At 53.1% G+C, this 22,568-nt stretch carries 21 protein-coding genes; 18 read left to right on the top strand and 3 right to left on the bottom strand.

Annotated elements, in window-relative coordinates; genetic code table 11:
- The first annotated feature begins 26 nt into the window (after nucleotides 1–26).
- The 3 genes from AAC599_RS15615 to AAC599_RS15625 are packed head-to-tail and all read left to right on the top strand — an operon-like array spanning nucleotide 27 to nucleotide 2,296.
- The gene (locus AAC599_RS15615) at nucleotides 27–548 is read left to right on the top strand and encodes a TRAP transporter small permease (protein ID WP_340151335.1); all 522 of its coding nucleotides are present in this window, start codon (nucleotides 27–29) and stop codon (nucleotides 546–548) included.
- A complete protein-coding gene (locus tag AAC599_RS15620; RefSeq protein ID WP_340151336.1) occupies nucleotides 549–1,847 on the top strand; it encodes a TRAP transporter large permease in 1,299 nt (432 codons plus the stop codon).
- A gap of 29 nt (nucleotides 1,848–1,876) precedes the next feature.
- Entirely contained in the window at nucleotides 1,877–2,296 is a 420-nt protein-coding gene (locus tag AAC599_RS15625) for a Zn-ribbon domain-containing OB-fold protein (protein WP_340151337.1), read from the top strand.
- A gap of 26 nt (nucleotides 2,297–2,322) precedes the next feature.
- Here AAC599_RS15625 and AAC599_RS15630 read toward each other — a convergent pair whose 3' ends face one another.
- On the bottom strand, nucleotides 2,323–3,117 hold the full coding sequence (locus AAC599_RS15630) for a helix-turn-helix domain-containing protein (protein WP_340151338.1): 795 nt from the start codon (nucleotides 3,115–3,117) through the stop codon (nucleotides 2,323–2,325).
- Between the two features lie 348 nt (nucleotides 3,118–3,465).
- Between AAC599_RS15630 and AAC599_RS15635 the strand changes: the two genes are divergently transcribed.
- The 14 genes from AAC599_RS15635 (at nucleotide 3,466) to AAC599_RS15700 (ending at nucleotide 18,942) form a co-directional block, all read left to right on the top strand.
- The gene (locus AAC599_RS15635) at nucleotides 3,466–4,635 is read left to right on the top strand and encodes a hypothetical protein (protein ID WP_340151339.1); all 1,170 of its coding nucleotides are present in this window, start codon (nucleotides 3,466–3,468) and stop codon (nucleotides 4,633–4,635) included.
- A complete protein-coding gene (locus tag AAC599_RS15640; RefSeq protein WP_340151340.1) occupies nucleotides 4,635–5,054 on the top strand; it encodes an OB-fold domain-containing protein in 420 nt (139 codons plus the stop codon). The genes AAC599_RS15635 and AAC599_RS15640 overlap by 1 nt, the downstream gene beginning before the upstream one ends.
- Before the next feature lie 3 nt (nucleotides 5,055–5,057).
- Nucleotides 5,058–6,701 (top strand): AMP-binding protein, encoded by a 1,644-nt coding sequence (locus tag AAC599_RS15645; protein WP_340151341.1) that lies wholly within the window; start codon nucleotides 5,058–5,060, stop codon nucleotides 6,699–6,701.
- Nucleotides 6,702–6,753: 52 nt separating this feature from the next.
- Complete coding sequence (locus tag AAC599_RS15650; RefSeq protein WP_340151342.1) at nucleotides 6,754–8,394, top strand: ATP-dependent acyl-CoA ligase; 1,641 nt, start codon at nucleotides 6,754–6,756, stop codon at nucleotides 8,392–8,394.
- Nucleotides 8,395–8,826: 432 nt separating this feature from the next.
- Nucleotides 8,827–9,993 carry an acyl-CoA dehydrogenase family protein gene (locus AAC599_RS15655; RefSeq protein WP_340151343.1) on the top strand — a complete coding sequence of 389 codons (1,167 nt, stop codon included), beginning with the start codon at nucleotides 8,827–8,829 and terminating at the stop codon, nucleotides 9,991–9,993.
- Nucleotides 9,994–10,011: 18 nt separating this feature from the next.
- Nucleotides 10,012–11,616: a class I adenylate-forming enzyme family protein gene (locus AAC599_RS15660; RefSeq protein ID WP_340151344.1), complete on the top strand. Its 1,605-nt coding sequence runs from the start codon at nucleotides 10,012–10,014 to the stop codon at nucleotides 11,614–11,616.
- A gap of 164 nt (nucleotides 11,617–11,780) precedes the next feature.
- On the top strand, nucleotides 11,781–12,833 hold the full coding sequence (dctP, locus tag AAC599_RS15665; RefSeq protein ID WP_340151345.1) for a TRAP transporter substrate-binding protein DctP: 1,053 nt from the start codon (nucleotides 11,781–11,783) through the stop codon (nucleotides 12,831–12,833).
- Between the two features lie 8 nt (nucleotides 12,834–12,841).
- Complete coding sequence (locus AAC599_RS15670) at nucleotides 12,842–13,360, top strand: TRAP transporter small permease (protein WP_340151346.1); 519 nt, start codon at nucleotides 12,842–12,844, stop codon at nucleotides 13,358–13,360.
- Complete coding sequence (locus tag AAC599_RS15675; RefSeq protein WP_340151347.1) at nucleotides 13,353–14,663, top strand: TRAP transporter large permease subunit; 1,311 nt, start codon at nucleotides 13,353–13,355, stop codon at nucleotides 14,661–14,663. Before AAC599_RS15670 ends, AAC599_RS15675 begins: the two co-directional genes overlap by 8 nt.
- Nucleotides 14,664–14,678: 15 nt before the next feature.
- A complete protein-coding gene (locus AAC599_RS15680) occupies nucleotides 14,679–15,536 on the top strand; it encodes an enoyl-CoA hydratase-related protein (RefSeq protein WP_340151348.1) in 858 nt (285 codons plus the stop codon).
- Complete coding sequence (locus AAC599_RS15685; RefSeq protein WP_340151349.1) at nucleotides 15,529–16,329, top strand: enoyl-CoA hydratase-related protein; 801 nt, start codon at nucleotides 15,529–15,531, stop codon at nucleotides 16,327–16,329. Before AAC599_RS15680 ends, AAC599_RS15685 begins: the two co-directional genes overlap by 8 nt.
- Nucleotides 16,330–16,357: 28 nt before the next feature.
- Complete coding sequence (locus AAC599_RS15690) at nucleotides 16,358–17,140, top strand: SDR family NAD(P)-dependent oxidoreductase (RefSeq protein ID WP_340151350.1); 783 nt, start codon at nucleotides 16,358–16,360, stop codon at nucleotides 17,138–17,140.
- A 33-nt stretch (nucleotides 17,141–17,173) separates the two neighbouring features.
- Complete coding sequence (locus tag AAC599_RS15695) at nucleotides 17,174–17,836, top strand: TetR/AcrR family transcriptional regulator (RefSeq protein ID WP_340151351.1); 663 nt, start codon at nucleotides 17,174–17,176, stop codon at nucleotides 17,834–17,836.
- Nucleotides 17,837–17,847: 11 nt separating this feature from the next.
- Nucleotides 17,848–18,942, top strand: a complete 1,095-nt coding sequence (locus AAC599_RS15700) for a CaiB/BaiF CoA-transferase family protein (RefSeq protein WP_340151352.1) — start codon at nucleotides 17,848–17,850, stop codon at nucleotides 18,940–18,942.
- A gap of 99 nt (nucleotides 18,943–19,041) precedes the next feature.
- Here AAC599_RS15700 and AAC599_RS15705 read toward each other — a convergent pair whose 3' ends face one another.
- Nucleotides 19,042–19,824 carry an enoyl-CoA hydratase-related protein gene (locus AAC599_RS15705; RefSeq protein WP_340151353.1) on the bottom strand — a complete coding sequence of 261 codons (783 nt, stop codon included), beginning with the start codon at nucleotides 19,822–19,824 and terminating at the stop codon, nucleotides 19,042–19,044.
- Between the two features lie 40 nt (nucleotides 19,825–19,864).
- On the bottom strand, nucleotides 19,865–21,058 hold the full coding sequence (locus AAC599_RS15710; RefSeq protein WP_340151354.1) for a CoA transferase: 1,194 nt from the start codon (nucleotides 21,056–21,058) through the stop codon (nucleotides 19,865–19,867).
- A 332-nt stretch (nucleotides 21,059–21,390) separates the two neighbouring features.
- Between AAC599_RS15710 and AAC599_RS15715 the strand changes: the two genes are divergently transcribed.
- Nucleotides 21,391–22,494, top strand: a complete 1,104-nt coding sequence (locus AAC599_RS15715) for a CaiB/BaiF CoA-transferase family protein (RefSeq protein ID WP_340151355.1) — start codon at nucleotides 21,391–21,393, stop codon at nucleotides 22,492–22,494.
- Nucleotides 22,495–22,568 lie beyond the last annotated feature (74 nt).

The following is a 22,568-nucleotide window of genomic DNA, read 5'->3' on the forward strand; positions in this document are numbered from 1 at the left end:
GCTCCTCACCATACTGGATATTGGTCATGATCGAAAAATTTGTCTTGGGCCTAGAACGGTTCCTTCTGAAATTGGGAATCGCCAGTGGCTTCCTGACCTTGCTTACAATGCTTGTCATAGTGATAGATGTTGTGGGTCGGACTTTTCTCAATATGCCGCTCACGGGGGGAAACGAGTTCGCTGTGCTTCTGCTGGTTGCCCTGATTTATCTGGGGATGGCAGCGGCGCAGCAGCGGCGCCATAACTTTGCAATTGATCTGGTAACCAGATTGCTGCCAGAAAATATATTGCGTGTTGTTAATATCCTGACGTCAGCGCTATCGACAATCTTGCTTGGATTGTTGGCATGGCTGACGGCGGGTCTCGCATGGAGCATGACCCTTAGTGGGGAATCAAGCTATGGCATCATTGCATTTCCTATTTGGCCATCCCGCATTCTTATCACCATCGGATTATGTTGTCTGACATTACAGTTTCTTTTTGATTTCCTGCGGCACATCGGCCTGGTTCCGAAAAGTGCGGTAGATGATGAGAAAGTGAGCATCTGAATGGATCCCACACTTATAGGTACCTTACTCGTCAGCGTGATGCTGGTGTTGCTGCTGTCCGGCATCCCTATCGCCATTGCCTTGGCAACGACAGGCGTCGCCGGTATTATTGCGATGCGGTCCTGGGGAGCGGTTGAGTATTTGCTCGCCAACTTTCCTTATTCCTATACGGCCACATTTTCCTTCATCGTCCTGCCCTTATTTTTGTTTATGGGCTATATGGCGTTTTCGGCGAACCTCTCACGCTACGCATTTGAGGCCGGACAGCGTTGGCTGGGCCATATCCCGGGTGGTTTGGCGATTGCAACCGTCTTTGCCTGTGCAGCCTTTTCTGCGGTTTGTGGCTCCAGTGTCGCGACCGCGTCGACCATGGCGCGTGTCGCACTGCCGGAAATGCGCCTTCGTGGATATAAACATTCCTTGGCAGGGGGGTGTATAGCAGCGGGGGGAACGCTTGGCGTATTGATCCCGCCCAGCGGTGTTCTGGTTATCTATTCCTTCATTACAGAAGTATCATTGGTGAAACTGTTCATTGCAGCGATATTGCCCGGAATTTTGACTGCTGTGATATATATGATTTGCATCTATGTCATGGTAAAGATAAAGCCGGAACTTGCCGGAATGGAGGGCGGCATTGAAAAGGCCGCCTGGAAAGAGCGCTTTGTTGCTCTGGGACGCTCCTGGGAAGTTCTGTTGTTGTTCAGCGTTGTTATGGGGTCAATCTATCTCGGTGTTGCAACAGCTACGGAGGCAGCCGCCATAGGAGCCCTGCTTAGCCTTTTAATGGTCCTGCGACGAAAAAACGCTTGGGAAAACCTTAAGGCCGGCCTATGGGAAACAGGCGCGGGCACCTCATCAATCTTCATATTGATCGTTGGTGCGGGTTTATTTAGCCTTGCTCTCAATATGTCACAGCTGCCTGCATTGGTCGCAGATACCATTGTCCATCTCGATCTACCCCCGGTAGCTATCTTTGCATTGATCATTCTCATTTATCTTGTTCTGGGCGCTTTGGTCGACGGTATCTCGATGATTTTGATCACGATGCCGATCGTCTTTCCGATTATCCTGGAGCTAGGGTATGATCCGATCTGGTTCGGAATCATTGTTGTAAAGGCTGTTGAATTGGGATGCATTACACCGCCGGTTGGCCTAAATGTTTTTGTTGTTAAAAGTAGTGTTCCTGATGCTCCGCTCGGCGAAATATTCAAGGGATGTATCCCATTCGTCCTTATGGAAATTCTGATCATTGTGTTGCTGATTGCCTTTCCTGAAATCGCATTGGTTTTGGTCGGATAATAGGCATAGATAAAAAGGAGTATAACGAAATGCATTACATGCCTGAAGCTGTTCCCGGACCGACCCCCTCTGTTGACGATGCAGCATATTGGGAGAATTGCACGCAAAAGAAATTAACGTTTCAGCGGTGCGGGAGTTGTAAAACCTTTCGGCATCCGCCCGGCCCTTTTTGTCCGCATTGTCAATCGGATCAGATCGAATGGGTGGAGGCCCCGGAGGAGGGTGAGCTGTTCAGCTATACGGTGATCCACCATCCTGCGCATCCGGCTGTTCGTGAGCGCGTTCCCTACAATGTTGCCTTGGTCGGCTTTCCAACAATGGGGGGAGTACGGATAGTTTCCAATGTGATCGATGCCGAGCCAGATGAGCTTCAGATTGGCATGAAACTCAAACTTATTTGGGGGCAAGCCGGGAACGGACAAACAATCCCGTTGTTTACAAAATCGTAGATAACAATCCCGCAGGTAATTGCCGATCAGTTATAGCTTTCGCTAATGATTTTGCCGAGGGTGTCTGCGGTTTCTCGTAACGCTGGAAACAGCATTTTGACCCCTTGCTGGAGAGACATGGCGCTCATCAGAAAAGATGTGCTGAGGCTGGCATAAACCTCGTCTTTCTTGAATACGGGAACGCTGAACCCGGTGACCAGCCCTGCTCCTGAGGATGCAGATTTATTAAAATCCGGGTCGGGCACGGCGTATCCTTGTTTGCGAATTTCCGCCAGCATCTTTTCGACCCCATCGGGATCCTCTCGCGCCGGAGCGGTGGTGGAACGTTTTGACTCCGCCAGCGACTTGAGGATTTTCTCTCTTTTTGATTCCGTGCAGAAGGCGAGATATGCCCTGCCGAGAGACGTTAATAACAATGGAGGACGCACGCCAGCCTGATGATTGATGGCCATGATATTATATTCGCGGCTTGTCTCGACGATCATCATCTCGTTGCCGTCCAGAATAGCGAAATCGGACGGCCAGCCAATCCTCTCCCTCAGAGCTAGCATAGTCGGGGCGGCTAACTGGGAGAGCTGACGTTTTTCGTCGAAACCACTGCTCAGCAACAGCGTTTTTCCGGTGGGTTTGTACATACCGGACTGTTCGTCGCGTACGACATACCCTTCGTGCATCAATGTTTCGAGCATCCGCAGGACTGTCGAGCGATGGAGCTTGGATTCTTTGTGAATCTGCTTGATTGAGGCGAAATCAAGTTCATTGACGATTCGCAGCACGGTCAAGGCTCTGACAACGGCGGTTACGGGTTCAAATGAGGGCATGGTCTCTCCATTCAGCGGTCATATTCCAAGGCCGTTCTCGCAAGCGCAAAACTTTTGGATAAGAATGTCGGAAGAAGCAGAGGGTTTGTTAGACAACATATCAGGTTCGCCCTTTTAACGCGCAGATTATAAGACGCAATCCATCCAAAGATTTAGTGACATATCTCATCAGATTGAAAATATCCATAAAAAGTAACATGGCAAGAATATAAAAAATGTTCAATAGATGAATAAATTTTTCATATATTGACATAATAATGAGCCTGTGAAATGATCATTCTTAGAACTGAACAACAATTAAAAAGAGTACAGAAGCTGTTCGCTAGCAGCATTGAAAGGTGCGGGACTATGAGTGCGCAAACAGGCGCCGGATATCAAGCATGCATTGTCGGCATTGGAGAAACGGACTATACGCGCCGGGGCGGAATTGAAGATCGTAGTGAGCTCGCTTTGGCATGCGCCGCTATCGCCACTGCCGCAAAAGACACCGGACTGAATTTGAATGAGATAGATGGCTTGTCATCATATGCAAATGATGAAAGCGTCCCCTGGCTGATACAGGAATCGCTTGGCTTGCCCAAACTACGCTATACGACTATGGCCTGGGGCGGCGGCGGCGGCGGATGCTTTGCGGCGATTGCTCAAGCCGCGGCGGCGGTGGAGTCCGGTGCGGCGAATTACGTCGCGGTGTTTCGCTCGCTTTGTCAGGGGCAAAGAAAGCGCTTCGGTCAAGGCTATGGTGTGCCGCATAGTCCGGGATTTCTCGATCCGTTTGGGATGTATGCCCCGCCCTTCATGCTGGCACCCCTCGCGCAGAAATATAAGCATGACTTTAGTATTCAGGAAGAACAGGTTGCCGAGATTGCTTTAAACGGACGCGCCAATGCAGCACGTAATCCGCGCGCCGTTTTTAAAGACCGTCCGCTCGATCTGGATACATATTTGAGTTCCCGAATGGTTGCGGATCCTTTCCGTCTTTATGACTGCTGTCAGGAAAATGATGGCGCTTGTGCGTTGATTGTGACGACGGCGGAGCGCGCCCGCGATCTGGCCGGCCCGACCGTTCGAGTGCTGGCAGCCGGGCAGGCGTCGGAGCCTGGCTGGGGATCCGGTGGACTAGGGTCGCATAATATGCCGGCAGAGGATTACAGGGCAGGCGGGGGAACGGCGCTGGCCAGCCTTGTTTATGGTAAGGCTGGCATTGGGCCGCAGGATGTAGATACAGCTCAGATATATGATCATTTTACCTATTTTGTCCTGATGAATCTTGAGAGCTTTGGGTTTTGCGGTCGTGGAGAGGCGGGTGCCTATGTCGCCGACGGTAACATTCGTTGGGAGACAGGTGCGCTGCCCATCAATACTTCCGGAGGACATCTTTCCGAAGCTTATATCCACGGACTGAACCTAGCGGTAGAGGGGGTCCGCCAAATTCGCGGAACGTCGACGTCGCAGGTTCCCGATGCCGAGATTTGCCTGCTGGCCAATAGTGCGTCCGCCGCCATTCTGGGAAAAGCGTGATGAGCAGATATTTACCGACGCCCTCGCCAAACCCGCCCATGGATGCCGTTCCGTTTTGGGACTGGTGTCGTAAGCGCGAGTTGCGGTTTCAACAATGCGGATCATGCGGGCGCCACCGCCATCCGCCGTCGCCATTTTGTCGGTTCTGCGGTTCGGACAAAGTTGAATGGGATCCCGCACCCAATGAAGCAGAGTTATTCAGTTACACGGTTGTACATAACGCCGTTACCGAAGAATTGAAGCCCTATGTGCCCTACAACATCGCGGTAGTCGGCTTTCCAAGCCTGCAAGTCCGTCTGATCAGCAACATTATCGACTTGCCGCCCTCAGAACTCCGGATTGGAATGCCCCTGCGATTGACCTGGCAAGAATGTGATGACAGCACGCCGTTACCTCTGTTTTTAGGAAAGATTAGTTAAAACATGAAACGATTACGCAGTCTGGGTATCCCGTTGGAAGATTTTACAATGGGGAGCATCATACGCCACAAGGCGGAGAAAAATGGCGATAAGGTCTTTCTCCGTTTTGAAGGCCGCGAATATTCCTATAAAGAATTTCATGAAATTAGTAATCGGCTGGGCCGTGCATTGTCTGAACTCGGCGTCGAACCTGGTCAGCATGTCGCCTTTATGATGGACAATAAGCCGGAGCAGCTATTCCTTTACTTTGCGCTCGGAAAAATTGGCGCCGTGAGTGTTCCGGTTAATACGGCGGCCAAAGGTGAGTTGTTGGCCTACTATCTGAATCAATCGGATTCAGTTGTCCTCATCTCCGACAGCGGACTTGTTGAGCGATTTCGCGCTGTGCAGGACCAATGTGAGGCCATAGGCAAAGTCATCATTCTTGACGAACAAGGCGCTATTGATCCGGCAAAAATGCCGCAATTAAATGCCGAGATTATTGACTATAGAAATCTGCTGGAAGCACCGGCGGATGACCTTCCTGAAGGAGTGGTCCGCAATCGCGACATTTCCATGCTGCTCTACACGTCCGGGACCACAGGCCCGTCAAAAGGGAACATGGTGCCCCATGGCAGAACGATTGGCGGGGCCATCGATCATGTGGAGTACTTTGGTTTCGGTCCGGATGACGTTCTATATACCTGCCTGCCGCTGTTTCATGGCAATGCGCTGAACACCTCAGCCATTCCAGCGTTGATGGCGGATGCGACACTCGTTATCTCTCGCCGGTTTTCCGCCAGCAATTTCTGGGACGAGATCAGGAACTACGATGTAACAGCCTTCAGTCTGCTTGGGGCGATGGTGAATATTCTTTGGGCGCAACCGCCTAGCCCGCGGGATCGCGAAAACAAGGCGCGTCTGTGTATGATGGTGCCGGTACCTGATTTCGCCCGGGAATTTGAAGAGAGATTTGGCCTGAAGGTCACGTCCGTCTATGCGCTGTCCGATTATGGGTTCATCACATTCCTGAGCCCGGAACATCCGGATGAGAAATGGCGTTCCGCGGGCCAGCCACGAAGCGGCATGACTGTCTCCATTATGGATGACGATGACAATCCCTTGCCTGCGGGAACGCCTGGCGAGATTTGTGTGCGCTGTGATGTTCCCTGGATTACGGCAAGGGGATACTACAAGATGCCTCAGGCAACGGTCGATACAAATCGCAATCAATGGTTTCATACAGGCGACCGGGGTTATCTCGACGAAGATGGTTATATCTACTTCGTTGACCGCAAGAAGGACGCAATCCGCCGACGCGGCGAGAATATCTCCTCATATGAAGTTGAACAAATCATCCTGGGGCATCCGGCGGTAGAGGATGTCGCGGCCTATGCCGTCAATTCGGAAATGAGTGAGGATGAAGTCATGGTCAGCGTTACCTGCAAAGACGGGAAGGCGCTGGATCCAGCCGAGCTCGTTCGCTACTGCGCAGACAATATGGCCTATTTCATGGTGCCGCGGTTTGTCGAAATCGTTTCTGAGCTGCCGCGCACGATGACGGAGAAAATTGAAAAATACAAACTGAAGCAAAGTGCCCAGGAGCGCTTGAGCGAAATCTGGGATCGTGAGGCGGAGGGCATCGTCGTTAACCGCCATACGAATTAGCCAGTAAAAATAGGTAGAAAAATAAAAGCTATTTGGGAGGTTAAGCAGAACAATGGAAAGATTACGTAATGTAGGAATTCCGGCTGAAGGCCGGACTCTTGGGAATGTTCTGCGGTTGAAGGCGAAGAAGAATGGAGACAAGACATTTCTCCGGTTCCTTGATCGCAGTTATTCCTACAAGGAGTTTAACGAGATCAGTAACCGTCTTGCCCATTCACTGACGAGTGTCGGTATTGAGAAGGGGCAGCATGTCGCCTTCATGATGGATAACAAGCCGGAAATATTGCTGCTTTATTTTGCGGTGGCAAAGATCGGGGCTGTAAGTGTGCCAGTTAATACGGCAGCGAAAGGAGAGCTGCTTGCCTATTATCTCACCCAGTCGGATTCCACAGCTCTCATTGCAGATAGTGGTCTTGTCGACCGCTTTGTTACAGTGCAGGAACAATGCTCTATTGACCGGGTCATTGTCGTCGATGACGGACGGCCCTTGGCGGATGACATAAGGTCGTCAATTCGCGGTGACGTAACCGACTATGAAGCCCTGCTTGATGGCTCGGCAGAAGACCTTCCCGTAGATATCGTCCGGAACCGTGATCTTGCCTTTCTGCTCTATACCTCTGGAACGACGGGACCGTCGAAAGGGAATATGGAGCCGCATGAGATGATGGTCTCCGGTTCAATTGATTATGCAGAGTACTACGGGTACCAACCAGAAGACGTTATATACACTTGCCTGCCGCTTTTCCATGGCAACGCGCTGAATACCAGTGCATTGCCTGCATTGATGGCTGATGCAACGCTGGTCGTGTCTCCGCGCTTTTCCGCAAGCGCCTTTTGGCAGGAGGTGCGGGATAATGATGTGACACAGTTTAATCTGCTGGGTGCGATGGCAAATATTATTTGGGCGCAACCGGAAAGCCCGAAGGATCGTGAAAACAAGGTACGCATGTGCATGATGGTTCCTGTACCGGATTTTGCCCGCGAATTTGAAAAGCGCTACGAACTCAAGATTACGTCGGTCTATGCCCTGACGGATTTTGGCGGAGCGACTTTCCTGAGTCCGGAACATCCTCCGGCAAAATGGAAGTCGGCGGGGGAACTACGCGAGCACATGACAATTGCCATCATGGATGATGATGATCAGCCACAGCCGACGGGAACACCGGGGGAGATCTGCTTGCGTTGTGATGTCCCCTGGATGACGGCGCAGGGATATTATAAAAAGCCGGACGCAACCGCCGAGGCACGGCGTAATCTTTGGTTCCATACCGGTGATCGCGGCTATATGGATGAAGATGGCTTTTTATATTTCGTCGATCGCAAGAAGGATGCTATCCGTCGGCGCGGTGAAAATATATCTTCCTATGAGGTGGAGCAAATCATTCTCGGACATCCCGCTGTTGAAGATGTTGCCGCTTATGCCGTTAATTCGGAGATGAGCGAAGATGAGGTCATGGTTAGCGTGGAGTGCAAAGAAGGGCATACCCTCAATGAGGAAGAGCTGGTCCGTTATTGCGCCGATAATATGGCCTATTTCATGGTGCCGCGATTTGTCGAATTCGTCTCGGAACTTCCAAGAACGATGACGGAGAAGGTCGAGAAATATAAGCTGAAACAGGATGCGCAGGAACGTCTGGGTCAGATTTGGGACCGGGAAGAAGCTGGTATCGTCGTCAATCGCTATACGAATTGACCTTTAAAAACCGCATGTCCGCTATTTCCGGACATTGTGTCTGAGCTGGCGTTGAGATAGCCGTGGCCGTAAACTTCCGCCTTTGCACGAAGACCTCCCAATTCGCAGTAAGGGCGGTGAAGCGCAGGCTTGTCTATCCAGCGCCAGCGTCGGGCCCGCCATGCCCTGATTAGCTTCTCTATGGCGCTAGCCTCACTATTCAGAATGACATTGTACAATCATTAGACTCCCCGGCGAGAAGGAAGGGGAGGAATGCTCATCGCTGTTTGCAAGAAAATAAAAAATGAATCATAAATCATTTTTTATATTGACTCAGAATACGTCCCTTTCTAGATTTGACGCACTCTCAGGGAGAGTTCAGGCATCGCCTGCAAAGATAATCAACTGCAAAAGCAGCCAATATAGATTTGGGAAGTCTGGAAAGAGGGCAGAATGGAAAGCTATGTGTCTTTGCCGGAATTGGCGGGCGAAGAATATGTGCTCACGCGCGCAACGGCGCGGCGGTTTTTCGAAGAGGAAGTTGCCCCACATTATGCGGGATGGGAAAAGCGCGGTTACGTAGATCGGGAGCTTTGGCAAAAGGCCGGATCGCAGGGCCTGCTCTGTACCATGGTCCCCGAGGAATACGGCGGGATCGGCGGCAATTTTCTCCATGCAATGATTGTTGTTGAAGAGCTGGCAAGAAGCGAATGCGCACTCCCGGGCTTCTTTACCCATTCCGACATTATTGTCCCCTACATCGCCCGACTGGGCACGGACGCGCAGAAGAAACAATGGCTTCCGGGATGCGTTTCGGGTGAGGTTATCACCAGTATTGCGATTACCGAGCCTGGCGCGGGATCCGACATGAAGGGAGTGCGTTTGCGCGCCCGGAAAGACGGAGATGACTGGATACTGAACGGACAGAAAACCTTTATCACCAATGGCTGGCTTGCCGACCTGATCATTGTGGTTGCCAACACCTCTCCGGATACCGGATCGAAATCCAAGAGCCTGTTTCTGGTCGATACAAAGACCAAGGGGTTTGAACGCGGACGCCTTCTCGAAAAGGTCGGCCAGAAAGCGCAGGATACGGCAGAGCTCTTCTTTGATGATGTCCGGGTGCCGGGCGATGCAATGCTGGGGGAAGAGGGGATGGGCCTCAAATATCTGATGCAGGAACTGCCGGTGGAGCGGCTGCTGGTCGGTGTCTGGGCGCAGGCCGTCGCCGAAACCGTGTTCGAGCGCACCTCTGACTATGTGTATGAACGAAAGGTCTTTGGCCAGTCGGTCGGCGACTTCCAGTCAACAAAATTCACGCTTGCGGATATCCGGACGGAACTGGAGGTGGGGCGATCCTTCCTCAATGATTGCGCGAGCCGGGTCGTTCAGGGAAAGCTGACCAGCGAAGTGGCGTCAATGGCCAAGATATGGCTCTCGGAAATGCAGGGCCGGGTAATAGACCGGTGTCTGCAACTGTTCGGTGGCTATGGCTATATGTGGGAATATCCGGTTGCCCGGGCCTTTGCCGACGCGCGCGCCCAGCGGATATATGGCGGTACCAACGAGATCATGAAGGAAATTATTTCCCGGGGCATTCAACAACGCCACGCGAAGTAATCTGGCGCAGGAGACTTGATGATGCATGACAAGAACGGTCTGGAAAAATTTTGGGGTGGATACACCTCTCTAGCAACGATGGTAAGAGGGCAGGCGGAAAAGACGCCGAACCAGCTGGCGCTGGTGGCGCGGTCCGCAAACGGCCATGAAGAACGGCTCACCTATTCCCAACTGGTCTGGCAAGGTGAGAAATTTGCCCGGGCATTAATGGAGATCGGGGCGAAGCAAGGGGATCATATCGGTGTCCTTCTGGATAACAAATCCGCCTATGAGGCCATTATGACATTATTGGCCTGTGCATTCGGTGGCATGGTGTGCGTGCCTGTAAATGCACGCTTCGCGCAGGAAGAGATACTTCACGCCGTGACCCTCGCCGATACGCGCATTCTGATATGTGGCGAGGCCACGCTTCCCCGAGTGAGGGATATCCGGTCGGATGCATCCATTCTTGAGAATGTAGTGCTTGTCGGCGATGAGGTGACAGAGGATACTCTCTCCTGGCGGAAGCTGTTCAATGAAGCGAAAGTTGTTGATGTCGACTGGCCAGAGCGTGGTCTCGATGACATTTCCGAAATTCTGTTCACATCCGGCACGACATCGCGGCCCAAGGCGGCATTGATGAGCAACCGAAGCGTCGTCGCCAGTGCTTATGGTTTTTCACAAGCCATGAGCTTGGAACCAGGAACTGTGTATCAAAGTTTCTTCCCCTTTTTCACAACGGCGTCTATTCGTTGCCTGCTGTATCCAAGCTGGTTTGTCGGTGCCACAGCGGTTGTTGATCCGGAACTGGATGTCATGGATATCCTGGCCCGTATGGAACGTGAGCGGACGACGACCTATATCGGTGTTCCGGCCTTTTATATTTTCCTGCTGGAAAAGTACCAGGAAACATCGTTTGATCTGTCTTCCCTTGAGATCATTGATGCGGGCGGGGCGGCGATGCCGGCCGAACTGACGCGCCGCTTGATCGCGACCTTCCCGAAACTCGACGTACGACAAACCTACGGCCAGACCGAGGGTGGCCCATGCGGGACCGTTCTCATTGGGTCGGAGGCGCTGGCGCATATCGGGTCGGCAGGCACACCCTGGCCTCAGACCGAGCTCCGCATTGTGGATGAGAATGGCAATGACGTCGGGCCGAATATTGTTGGCGAGATCGTTGTACGGTCTCCGTCTGTCTTCTCGGGATATTTCAAGAATGAGGAGGCGACCCGCGAAACCTTAAAGGACGGATGGCTGTTCTCAGGCGATCTCGGACAGCTGGATGGCGAAGGCTATCTCTTCGTTGTCGACCGCAAGAAGGATATGGTCATTCGCGGCGGCCTGAATATCGGTACCCAGGAAGTAGAGAGCGTGCTGCATCGATATGACGGCGTCGAAGAGGCAGCCGTGATCGGTGTGCCGCATGATAAGCTGGGGGAGGACCTGCTGGCGGTTTTGACGGTCGCACCGGGCGTGACCATAGATCCGGAAGCGATCCGGCAGTTCTGTGCAGATAAACTCGCGGATTTCAAAATTCCGCGGCGCTATGAAGTCATTGCCGAGATGCCGCGCTCTCCCATGGGGAAAATACTCAAAACCGACCTTCGGGAAAAATACAGCAAAGCTCTGGTGGATGCCTGAAGTCGAGGAAGTTGTCTGATTTGTTTTACACAAAAAATGAAAAATGATTCATAAATTAATACAGGAGTTCATATGAAGAAAGATACCTAATTCCCTTTGTGGGCGGGAGATTTATCAAGTCTGACCACATAAGAAAACGCAATGAAACTAACAAGGACGATGTCATGATTGGGAAAATTAAAGAAAATTTCAAATTTGGATTGATGGCGCTGACGATGCTGTCGGTAACGACGGCAGCGGGAACGACGTTGGCGGAAGACTATCCGGAAATGGACCTGCGGCTGGCGCATTTTGTTCCCTCCAATACGGCGGGTGCAAACTGGGAGCAATGGTGGGCCGATGAAGTCGAGAAACGGTCCGGCGGCAAAATCAAGACCAAGATATTCTGGGCCGGCAGCATGGGTGGCCCGAAGGAAATCCTGAAGTTGACCGGCACCGGTGCGGTACAGCTCGGCGCGACGGCACAGGGATATTTCTCGCGTGAGATGCCGGTTGCCGGGAATGCCTCTCTTCTGCGTGTTCACCAGACCCCGGCAGATGCCGTTGATACATGGCGGCGCTGGCAGGAAGATCCGCAAACGAGAGAGGACATGGACAAGAACGGCGTGATCGGGCTTTACCATCAGGGAAGCAACCCGTATCGGCTGTTCTGCACGAAGCCGGTTGAAACACTTGCGGATATGAACGGTTTGCGTGTCCGGGTGCCGGGTGCCCCTTACTGGGTGGAATTCCTGTCGAAAGTCGGTGTTGTTCCTGTCTCAATTCCCTACAGTGAAATGTATGGCGCGCTGCAGAAGGGGACAGTGGACTGTACCTTTGCCGCGCATGAGCAGGCGATTTCGGGCAAGTTTTATGAAGTTGCCAAATATGCCATCGACCTGAACATGGGCGCCCAGCCCGTCTGGGGAATTTTCGTTAACAAGCAATTGTTCGATCAGTGGCCGGAAAATGTCCAGAACCTCATGAGAGAGGTGAGCAGCGATCTGATGGACGTCGCGGCGGAAGAGAACATTGCGCTTGCGAAGAAAACCGTCGAAGTCGATTTCCCGGAACATGGCGTGACCTACGTTAATTTCAAGGAAGCGAAAGAGTTCGATGAAGCTGCCGGAAACATGATCGATATATGGGCGGCGGACCTGACGGAAAGAGGGTATGGAGAGGCCGTTGAACGCCTTGAGCCCGTCCTCAGGGACAAACAAGCCAACTTCAAAGACTGAGCTGGCTGATGTATCGAACCATAGAGCTAACGTTGCATGTTATCTGCGCACTCGCTCTGGTCATCATGATGTCGGTCGGTGCGGCCGACATCATTCTGGGCGAGTTGTTCAATATGTATCTGCCTTTCAAGGTGGAACTCAGCGGTCTTCTGTTTGCCGTCGTCATTTTCCTGTCGCAGCCGCTGGTCATGGCAAGGCGGGAGCATGTCGTCGTGGATATATTCTCCAGCCGACTGAAATCGGGATGGAAACTTCTCAGTCTGGTTATTGCGAATGTTACGGCCATTACCGTCCTTGTCCTGCTGACTTTCGCGTCCTGGCAACTTTTTACATCAAGCCTGGCGTTTAATGAAAAGTCGATCGATTTTCTGCAAATCCCGATCTATCCGGTGAAGTTTCTGGTGTTCCTAGGCTTCCTGTTCACCATTCTGGTTGCCGGACTGCAACTTATTCAGCTTTTCCGGCATCGCGATAAAAAGACGTTGCCTCAGGAGAGCGACAGCAACGGAGGGACGGAAAATGGATAGTCTGGTTTCCGGTCTGCTCGCCGTCTCGGCGCTTCTGCTGCTGCTGGCTCTCGGGGTGCCGATTGCCTGGTCCATGATGATTGTCGCCGTTGTTGGCATGTGGGTGGCCGTGGATGTGAATTTCGCCATGACCATGCTGGAGACGTTGCCCTACGATACGGCGGTCAACTTCACCCTTGTCGTCATTCCCATGTTCATCCTGATGGGCGGATTCGCCTCACGGGCCGGGATCATCGAAGGCCTGTATGAGGCGGTACACCGGTTTACGGCGCGGGCAAAAGGCAATCTGATCTACGCGACGATCATGGCATCGGCCGGATTTGCCGCCGCGTCTGGATCGACGCTCGTCTCCTCGACCGTTTTCACCCGGATTGCCATGCCGCAAATGCTGCGCTTTGGCTATTCGCCGGGAATTTCGGCGGGCAGTATTGCCGCCGCAGGAACATTGGCGGCACTTATCCCGCCGTCGATTGGTATCATTCTCATTGCCTCCCTCACCAACCAGTCGGTGGGGCAGCTTCTGATGGCCGGGGTGATGCCCGGAATACTGACCGCGACATCCTATATGGTGGGCATCCGCCTTTTCCTCATCCGGTATCCGGAATGGGCGCCGATGTCCGATGAAACCTATAGCCTGCGGGAAAAGATAAGCGGCCTGCGGATGGTCTGGGGCGTTGTGCTTCTGGCGACGCTGATCATCGGCGGGCTCTATTCCGGCCTGTTCTCCCCGTCCGCCGCCGGTGCTGTGGGTGCCGCCGGGGCGCTGCTGCTCGGGCTATCGATGCGGCGGTTATCGAAGGTTGATATCTGGGAATCCTTCAAGGAAGGCACCCTTGTTTCAGGTCGCCTTATGGTGATCCTGATCGGGGGGTTGTTGATGGGCCGGTTGCTGTTGATCAACGGCTTTACGGATGAGGTCAATCAGCTTGTCATAAGTCTCGGTGTCAGTCCCATGGAACTGATGATCTATATTGCCATCATGTTCATTGTCATGGGCATGTTTGTGGACTCGCTCTCGCTTATCGTGATCACGCTGCCCTTCCTGTTTCCGATTTCCCAGACGCTCGGCATCAACGAAATCTGGTTCGGGATTATCATCCTCAAGCTCATCGAAATCGCCGCAATAACGCCGCCGGTCGGCTTGAACCTGTTTGCCGTCATGGGGGCGGCGCCGGAACTCAAAGCGACAGAGCTGTATCGGGGCATCGTTCCCTTTATCATTATCGAGCTTCTGGTGCTTGTGGTGTTGTTTATGTTCCCTGACATCGTTCTCTGGCTGCCGGAGACGATGGCACAATCGTGAAGGAAGGAAATACTGATGTCGCATTTTCAGATCACGTCGGAGGAAAGGACAACGGATAATGGCCTTTCCGTCCGTGCCGAGAAGGGTGTTCTGCACTTACGGCTCAATCGTCCAGACCGGTTGAATGCCTTTACCGCGGATATGGCAAATGACATGCGCGAAGCGCTGGCTGAAGCGCGGGATCAGCCGTCCATTGGCGCCGTCATGTTCAGCGGCGCGGGGAAGGCGTTCAGCGCCGGGATTGATCTCGAAAAGGCGAATATGTCGGAAAAGCCCGGCTGGTTTGCAAAGGAGATGCGGGAAGTTTTTCATACCCTGATGCAGGAGATGGTGAGCTATCCGAAGCCGATTGTATGCGCCGTTCAGGGTGTTTGCGCGGGCGGGGCGCTGGGTTTTGTGACCTCTTCCGACATTGTCCTCTGCAGCGAGACAGCGCGATTTATCCCGGCCTTCGTGAAGGTCGGTCTGGTGCCGGACTGTGGAACGACATGGGTTCTACCGCGGCGGATCGGCCGGGCGCGGGCGGAGGCATGGGCCCTCCTCGGGGATGATATTGACGGTGTGACCGCGGCGGCCTGGGGACTCGTCTGGCGCGCCACGCCGCAGGAAAAATTGCAGTCGGAAGCAATCCAAACTGCTGAAAGACTGGCGAATGGACCGAGAGTCGCCATTCAGCAAATCAGAAGTCTTTTTAACGCTTCTGAAAATTCATCCTTTTCCTCTGCTCTGGATGCAGAGGTTGAAGCACAGGTCACCGCCCTGGCATCCCCCGATGCCGCGGAAGGGCGTCGGGCCTTTCTGGAAGGACGACCCGCAAAATTCGGAGTGAGTAATGAACCAAGAAAAGCAAAAAGAAATGACAGACATGAGTAAGCCTGAAAACAGATATCAAGCCATAAAATGGCACCGCCGTGGTCGCGTCCTGACATTGGAGATGTGCCGCCCGGAATCCTTCAATGCCGTCGATGAAATTCTCCATGAGGAGCTGTCGCGCGTCTTCCGGGACGCGGATGCCGACCCGCATTCCGATGTGATCATCTTTACAGGGAACGGTCAGGCTTTCTGCGCGGGCGGGGACGTTAGCTGGATGCAAAGAGCCATCGACGAGCCGGAAACCTTTGAACGCACCGTCACGGAAGCCAAGCAGATCGTTTTCTCCATTCTCGACTGCGAAAAGCCTGTTATTTGCCGGATTAACGGTCATGCGATGGGACTTGGCTGCACGATGGCGCTGTTCTGTGACGTGACTTTCATGAACGAAACCGTAAAAATCGGCGATCCGCATGTCCTGATGGGCATGGTGGCAGGCGACGGCGCCGCCGTCATCTGGCCAGCGCTGATCGGGATGGCCAAGGCGAAGGAATATCTGATGACCGGTGATCCCTTAACGGCGAAAGAAGCGCTGGACCTCGGGTTGATCAACCATGTCTGCGCGCCGGACGAACTGGATGACACCGTCAACCGATTTGCGGACCGGTTGGCAAACGGCCCCGTCAAATCCATCAAATGGACAAAGGTGAGCCTGAATATCCATCTTAAACAGGTTGCCCATTCAGTCATGGATGCCTGTCTCGCCTATGAGGCGCTAACAAATCAGAGTGCGGATCACCAGGAAGCCGTAACGGCTTTCCGCGAAAAGCGCGCCCCAATTTACACCGGAAAATAAAGGCTCAATCAGGAGCAGGAGAAACCAAATGACGAGTAATGTTCCAACGCTTGACCTGACCGGTCACCGGATTCTTGTAACCGGAGGTGCCGGAGGGATCGGCCTGGAGACGGCGCGCCTGCTGATTGAAGCCGGTGCCAAGGTTGTCCTCAATGATATCTCCGAGGAGAGCCTGGAAAAGGCCTGTGCGGAGATTGGCGCGGCGGGTGCCTTGACCGCGAATGTGGCGGATGAAGACGCCGTCAAATCTCTGATCGATGACACTCTCGACCTCCTAGGCGGCCTTGACGGAGTGGTGAATAATGCCGGTGTGTTCGAGCCCATCAAGGGGACGCGGCGGCAGACCCTGGATGACTGGCGCCGGGTGATCGACGTCAATCTGCAGGGGGTGTTCCTGATGTCAAGGGAAGCATCGCGGCATATGGCGCCGGGGTCGTCTTTCGTCAATATGGCCTCCGTGGCCGGTCTGGGTGGCTTCGGTGCGTCAAATGGCTATGGCGTCAGCAAGGCAGGTATCGTTATGATGACAAAAACAATGGCCTGTGATTTCGCGCGCTATGGCATAAGGGTGAATGCGGTTGCCCCCGGTGTGATCGAAGCGCCGATGGCCTCGGCCATTTTCGACAAGGTTGCGATAGGATCAGATGTGTACACACGGCGCATCCCCATGGGCCGCCTTGGCAAGCAGGAAGAAATAGGAAATGCGGTCCTTTTCTTGTTGTCTGACCGGGCAAGCTATATTACGGGAATAACCCTGCCGGTTGATGGCGGATGGACAGCGTTTGGTGGTGCCGGAGACGCGTCCGCCTGAAAAGAGGTAAGTTTAGAAAGGATTTGAGTGGCGATGTTAAGGCCGAATAGGAAGAACAGACCTTCCCGCGAGGAAAAAGCGGCCTTGAACCGGCAATCGCTTATCGATTCCGCTGCCGTCTGCATCGGCGAATATGGGTACAATGATGCCTCGATCGCCAAGATTGCCGATGGCGCGGGGCTGGCGCACGGAACCTTTTACAATTACTTCGAAGACCGGCAGGATCTATTCGATCAGCTGCTGCCGATCAAGGGGCTGGATATCCTGGCCTACATCCGGAGAGAACTTCGCGAGGCGACCAGCTTCATCGAGATGGAACGGCTTGGCCTCTTGGCGTTTCAGTCTTATGTTCAGATAAATCCGTGGTTTTTCCGGCTGTTGCATGAGGGCCGTTTTGCGACGCCTAAGGGCCATGCCATTCATATGGATAATCTGTTCCAGCCCTTCGTCCGGGCCTTGAAGCGCTGGCAGTCGAAGGGGGAGCTAAAAGGCTTCACCGAAGGACAGCTGGAATCGCTGGCCTATCTGATGATTGGCGCACGTGACTATCTCTTTGTCCGGTCAACGGCAAAGGGGACTGTCTTCAAGCCGCTCGAAAAGGCGCAGCTTGAGGCCTATCTTGAACTTCTGCGGTCGGGAGTTCTCTTGAAAGAAGCTGAAGCTGCGGCTTCGCAAGAAACAATAAAAACGACATAAGGAGAGCGACTGTGGGACCTTTGAACGGCATTAAAATTATTGAAATGGCGGGGATTGGACCTGGCCCATTCTGCGCCATGTTGCTTGCCGACATGGGGGCGGATGTCATCCGGGTTGATCGACCCGGCGGCACGAACCTGCTCGGCCTCGACTACGATATTCTCAACCGTGGTCGCCGCTCCATTGAAATAGATCTCAAATCTTCGGAAGGGGTGCAAACGGTCCTTGATCTGGTGGAAAAGGCGGATGGCCTGATTGAGGGCTATCGGCCGGGTGTCATGGAAAAACTCGGACTCAGCCCCGACGCCTGCTTCGAGAGAAACCCGAAGCTGGTCTATGGCCGGATGACCGGCTGGGGTCAGGACGGTCCGCTGTCCAAGGCGGCAGGGCATGATATCAACTACGTTGCCATAACCGGCGCCCTTCATGCGATTGGAACGAAGGAAAGCGGCCCGGTACCCCCGCTGAACCTGATTGGTGATTTTGGCGGTGGGGCGATGTATCTCGGCTTCGGGATGGTGTGCGGACTGCTGGAAGCGAAAAGCTCAGGCGAGGGCCAGGTGATCGACGCGGCAATGTCCGACGGCGCCTCCCTTCTGATGGCCGGCATCTATAATCTTCATAATTATAAAAAATGGATGGACGAGCGGGAAAGCAATCTTCTGGACGGTGGCGCACATTTCTACGGATGTTATGAATGCGCGGATGGCAAATGGATTTCGATCGGCTCCATCGAACCGCAATTCTATGCGGAACTGCTTCAGAAAGCGGAAATTGACGATCCGGACTTCAAGACGCAGATGGATCAAAAGAAATGGCCGGTGCTTAAAAAGAAGCTCGCCGAAAAATTCAGAACAAAAAGCCGCGATGACTGGTGCGCCATTATGGAAGGCAGCGATATTTGCTTTGCGCCTGTCCTTGATATGGCGGAAGCGCCTCAACATCCCCATAACAAAGCGCGCCATACATTCGTGGAGCAGGACAATGTTCTGCAGCCGGCCCCGGCCCCGCGTTTCAGCCGTACCAAACCCGAGATCAGGCGCGCGCCGCCGAAAGCCGGCGAGCATACGGAAGAGATCCTTAAAGACTGGGGCGTCAAATTGTAACCGATTTTCTTGGTTATGGGAGTGCTGATTCAGAGTCGTTTGTAACGGCCTGAATGATAAACACGAAGTTGGTACGACAATGCCTAGAAAGGCTGACTTTCACTCCCCTTTAAATACCGCCGCACGCTTTTCAAGGAATGCGGCGACCCCTTCCTTTGAATCATATTTTTCCCGCAACTCCGCGTTCACTTCCAGTTCTCGCCGGAACTGAGTTTTGAAGTCATTGTGCGTGCTTTCATCCACTGTCTTGCGTGTCATTTCAAGGGCATAGGTAGGACCATCCGCCAGCCTGGCGGCAAGTGTTCTAGCTTCATCCATAAGTTTATCATCTTCATATACGTTGCTGACAAGGCCCCATTCTAGGGCCTGAGCAGCCGTGACGGGCTCGTTAGTCATCATCATTCTCAACGCACGGGCCCTGCCAATGGCCTGCGGCAATAGATAGGTCGATCCGAGGTCCGGACTGAGACCGATGCGGCTGAATACCTGAATGAATTTTGCAGTTTTGGCGGCTAATAGAATATCTCCAGCGAGCGCCAGGGAGAAACCTCCGCCTGCTGCCGTGCCATTGACAGCTGTAATAACCGGCACCCGGCAGGTTCGGATACCATTGATGGCGTCGAAATAGCAGCCGGTATAGAGTTCGACGATGTCGCTGCCTTCCGGCGGGCGATTTCGAAGGTCCTGCCCCGCGCAAAAACCGCGACCGGCGCCGGTGAGTATGAGGGCGCGTATGCTATTTTCTTCCTCAATGATGTTGAGCGCATCCTGAATTTCATACATCAGATCAAAGGTCATTGCGTTTAAGGCCTGAGGCCTGTTAAGCGTCAATGTGGCGACCTTGTCGTCGACTTCGAAAATAATATTCTCGAAATTCCCCATCTTTATACTCCCAAAAAATATTCGTTATTGGTGTCGTTGCTTAAGGTAGCTGTGTGACTTTATCTTTGATGAATTGATTTATCTCTAACTCGGAATATCCTACTTCACTGAGAATTTCAGCACTTTGTTCCCCGAGGTGAGGGGGCATGCTGCGAATGGTTGACGGTGTTTTGGAGAACCGGATCGGTGGGTCAACCATGCGCAATGTGCCTTCGGTTGGATGTTCCTCAAGCCGCCAGAATCCTGTCGCCTTCAATTGTTCACTATCTAACAGCATTTCTTTTGTCATGACGGTTTGTACGGGAATATTCAGTTTATCGAGGTCTTTCTGCCAGTCAGCGGAAGAGCGGGTCGCAATGATATCTGCGAGCAAGCCATATATTTCCTCAGAATGGGCAACCCGGGTAGCAAGGCTCTCAAATCTTGGATCATTCTTGAGATCATCCCTGCCGGCGATATCAAATAGATCCTGCCAGTTGCGATCCGTATAGGGCAGAACTGCGAGATATCCGTCGGTTGTTGCGTAAGGTTTGCGCATTGTGTTCAGCAGGCGCTCATATCCCATCTTGGCAACAGGCGGTTCGAAGCAGGCGCCATAAAGATGTTCAACCATCACAAAATCAACGAGAGCTTCGAACATGGGGACCTCGATCGCCTGTCCGCCCCCACCACGCTCCCGGTTTACGATGCCGGCCAATATTGCTGTTACAAGATTGAGCGAAGAGGTCTTATCCGCCATAATCGTTGGCACATATCTTGGTTGGTCAGAGGTTACCGTTAAAAGGTCGGCAAGGCCTGACGCCGCCTGAATGATATCATCATAGGCCGGTTTGTCCTCCATCGGGCCGCCAGCCCTGAAACCATAAGTGGCACAGTAAATCAGGTCGGGAAAGTCGGCTTTGAATTTGTCATATTCCAAACCGAGTTTTCTGGCGACCTTAGGGCGGAGGTTATGGACAAAGACATCGGCCGTTCCGATCACTCTGAAGAGTGCTTCAAGCCCGGACGGTTTGGTCAAATCCAGAACAATACTGCGTTTGTTGCGGTTGGTCGCGAGATACAGGGAGCCCATGCCTGCGTTTCTTCTCGGCCCGGAATGACGTGTTGTATCGCCAGCTGGTGTCTCCACCTTGATCACATCCGCTCCCATATCGCCAAGCATTTGTGTTGCCCATGGCCCCAGGATTACTGTCGTTAGTTCAACTACGCGAATGCCGTCCAATATACCTGCCATTATCCTTAAATATCCTTCTCTGCCGGGTAGTCAGGCGTTCATTTGTGCTTTCCTGAAACGCTTCCATCCGGAATTTATCATTTTCTGAGTTGTTGGTTATGTTCGTATATTTGAACATAACTATGTATATTCGAATTACTATTAACGGCATTTTTGTTTTCTTGTCAAGCCATTGGTGATGTCCTTAAAGAAGCACAAAAATCGGATTGACAGAAAGCTCTCATGCAATATCTTGGTTCGAATACCGGATTATTATACGAATATTCGAATATGCGTACGGAGTTTCCGGCAAATACCCTGAAAGAGAAAAACTGAAAAAAAGGAAGAGTGTGATGGGTCCACTACATGGATTGAAGGTTCTTGAAATGGAAGCAATCGGGCCGGTGCCGTTCGCCACGATGCTGCTGGCGGATCTTGGGGCGGATGTGCTGCGCGTCGAACGGCCTGGCGGCACGGATGTCGGGCTGCCGCGGGAACGCCATCTCGACCTGACTCTGCGAAACCGGAAAATTGTCACGCTAAACCTCAAGAATAAGGAAGAATTTGAGAAGATATGGCCGCTCGTGGAGAAGGCTGATGTTTTGCTGGAGGGGGCCAGACCCGGGGTCATGGAACGATTGGGGTTGGGTCCCGATGAATGCCTCGCCCGCAATCCCGGCCTTGTTTATGGCCGGATGACCGGATGGGGGCAGGAGGGGCCTCTTGCTCAGGCCGCAGGACATGACATGAACTATATCGCTCTTGCGGGGGCGCTGTATGGCATTGGCCGCGCCGGACAGCCGCCGACGCCTCCGCTCAATCTGGTCGGTGATTATGGCGGCGGGTCGATGTATCTGATTTTCGGGGTGCTGAGCGCTCTCTATGAGCGAAGCATTTCAGGAAAAGGACAGGTTGTCGATGCCGCAATTGTGGACGGGACGGCGTCCCTGATGACAGTGTTTGCCGGGATGTACAAGCAGGGTTTGATGACCTATGACCGAGGCAACAATATTCTTGATTCCGGGGCTCATTTCTATGACGTGTATCAATGCAAGGACGGGGAGTGGATATCGCTGGGGCCGATAGAGGCCAAATTCCAGAAGCTGATGCTGGAGGCGCTCGGGATTGAATATGATAATCTCGAGATGACCTATGACAAGGCAAACTGGCCGGCCTTGAAGGAGAAAGTCGCGGCTCGCGTTGCCGAGAAAACCCAGTCGGAATGGAGCGCGATTCTGGAAGGGACAGATTGCTGCTACGCCCCCGTGCTATCGCTTGAAGAGGCCGCGCAGCATCCTCATAACCGGGCCCGCCATACATTCGTTGATGTTGCCGGGGTCACCCAACCGGCGCCCGCCCCGCGGTTCAGCCGGTCTCAGCCGGATCCGATACGCCCGCCGGTCAAGCAAACGCCTGAAAAAGACAAAGAGACTATCAGCAGTTGGTTGGCGGGGTAGGAACCGCGGCGGTATCTCCGAAACAGGTTGTCATGGCCGGTAAAATGCTGAAAAATACAAACTTGAGGATGCTG

Origin of the sequence: uncultured Sneathiella sp. (assembly GCF_963976355.1) — a bacterium.
Lineage (GTDB): Bacteria > Pseudomonadota > Alphaproteobacteria > Sneathiellales > Sneathiellaceae > Sneathiella.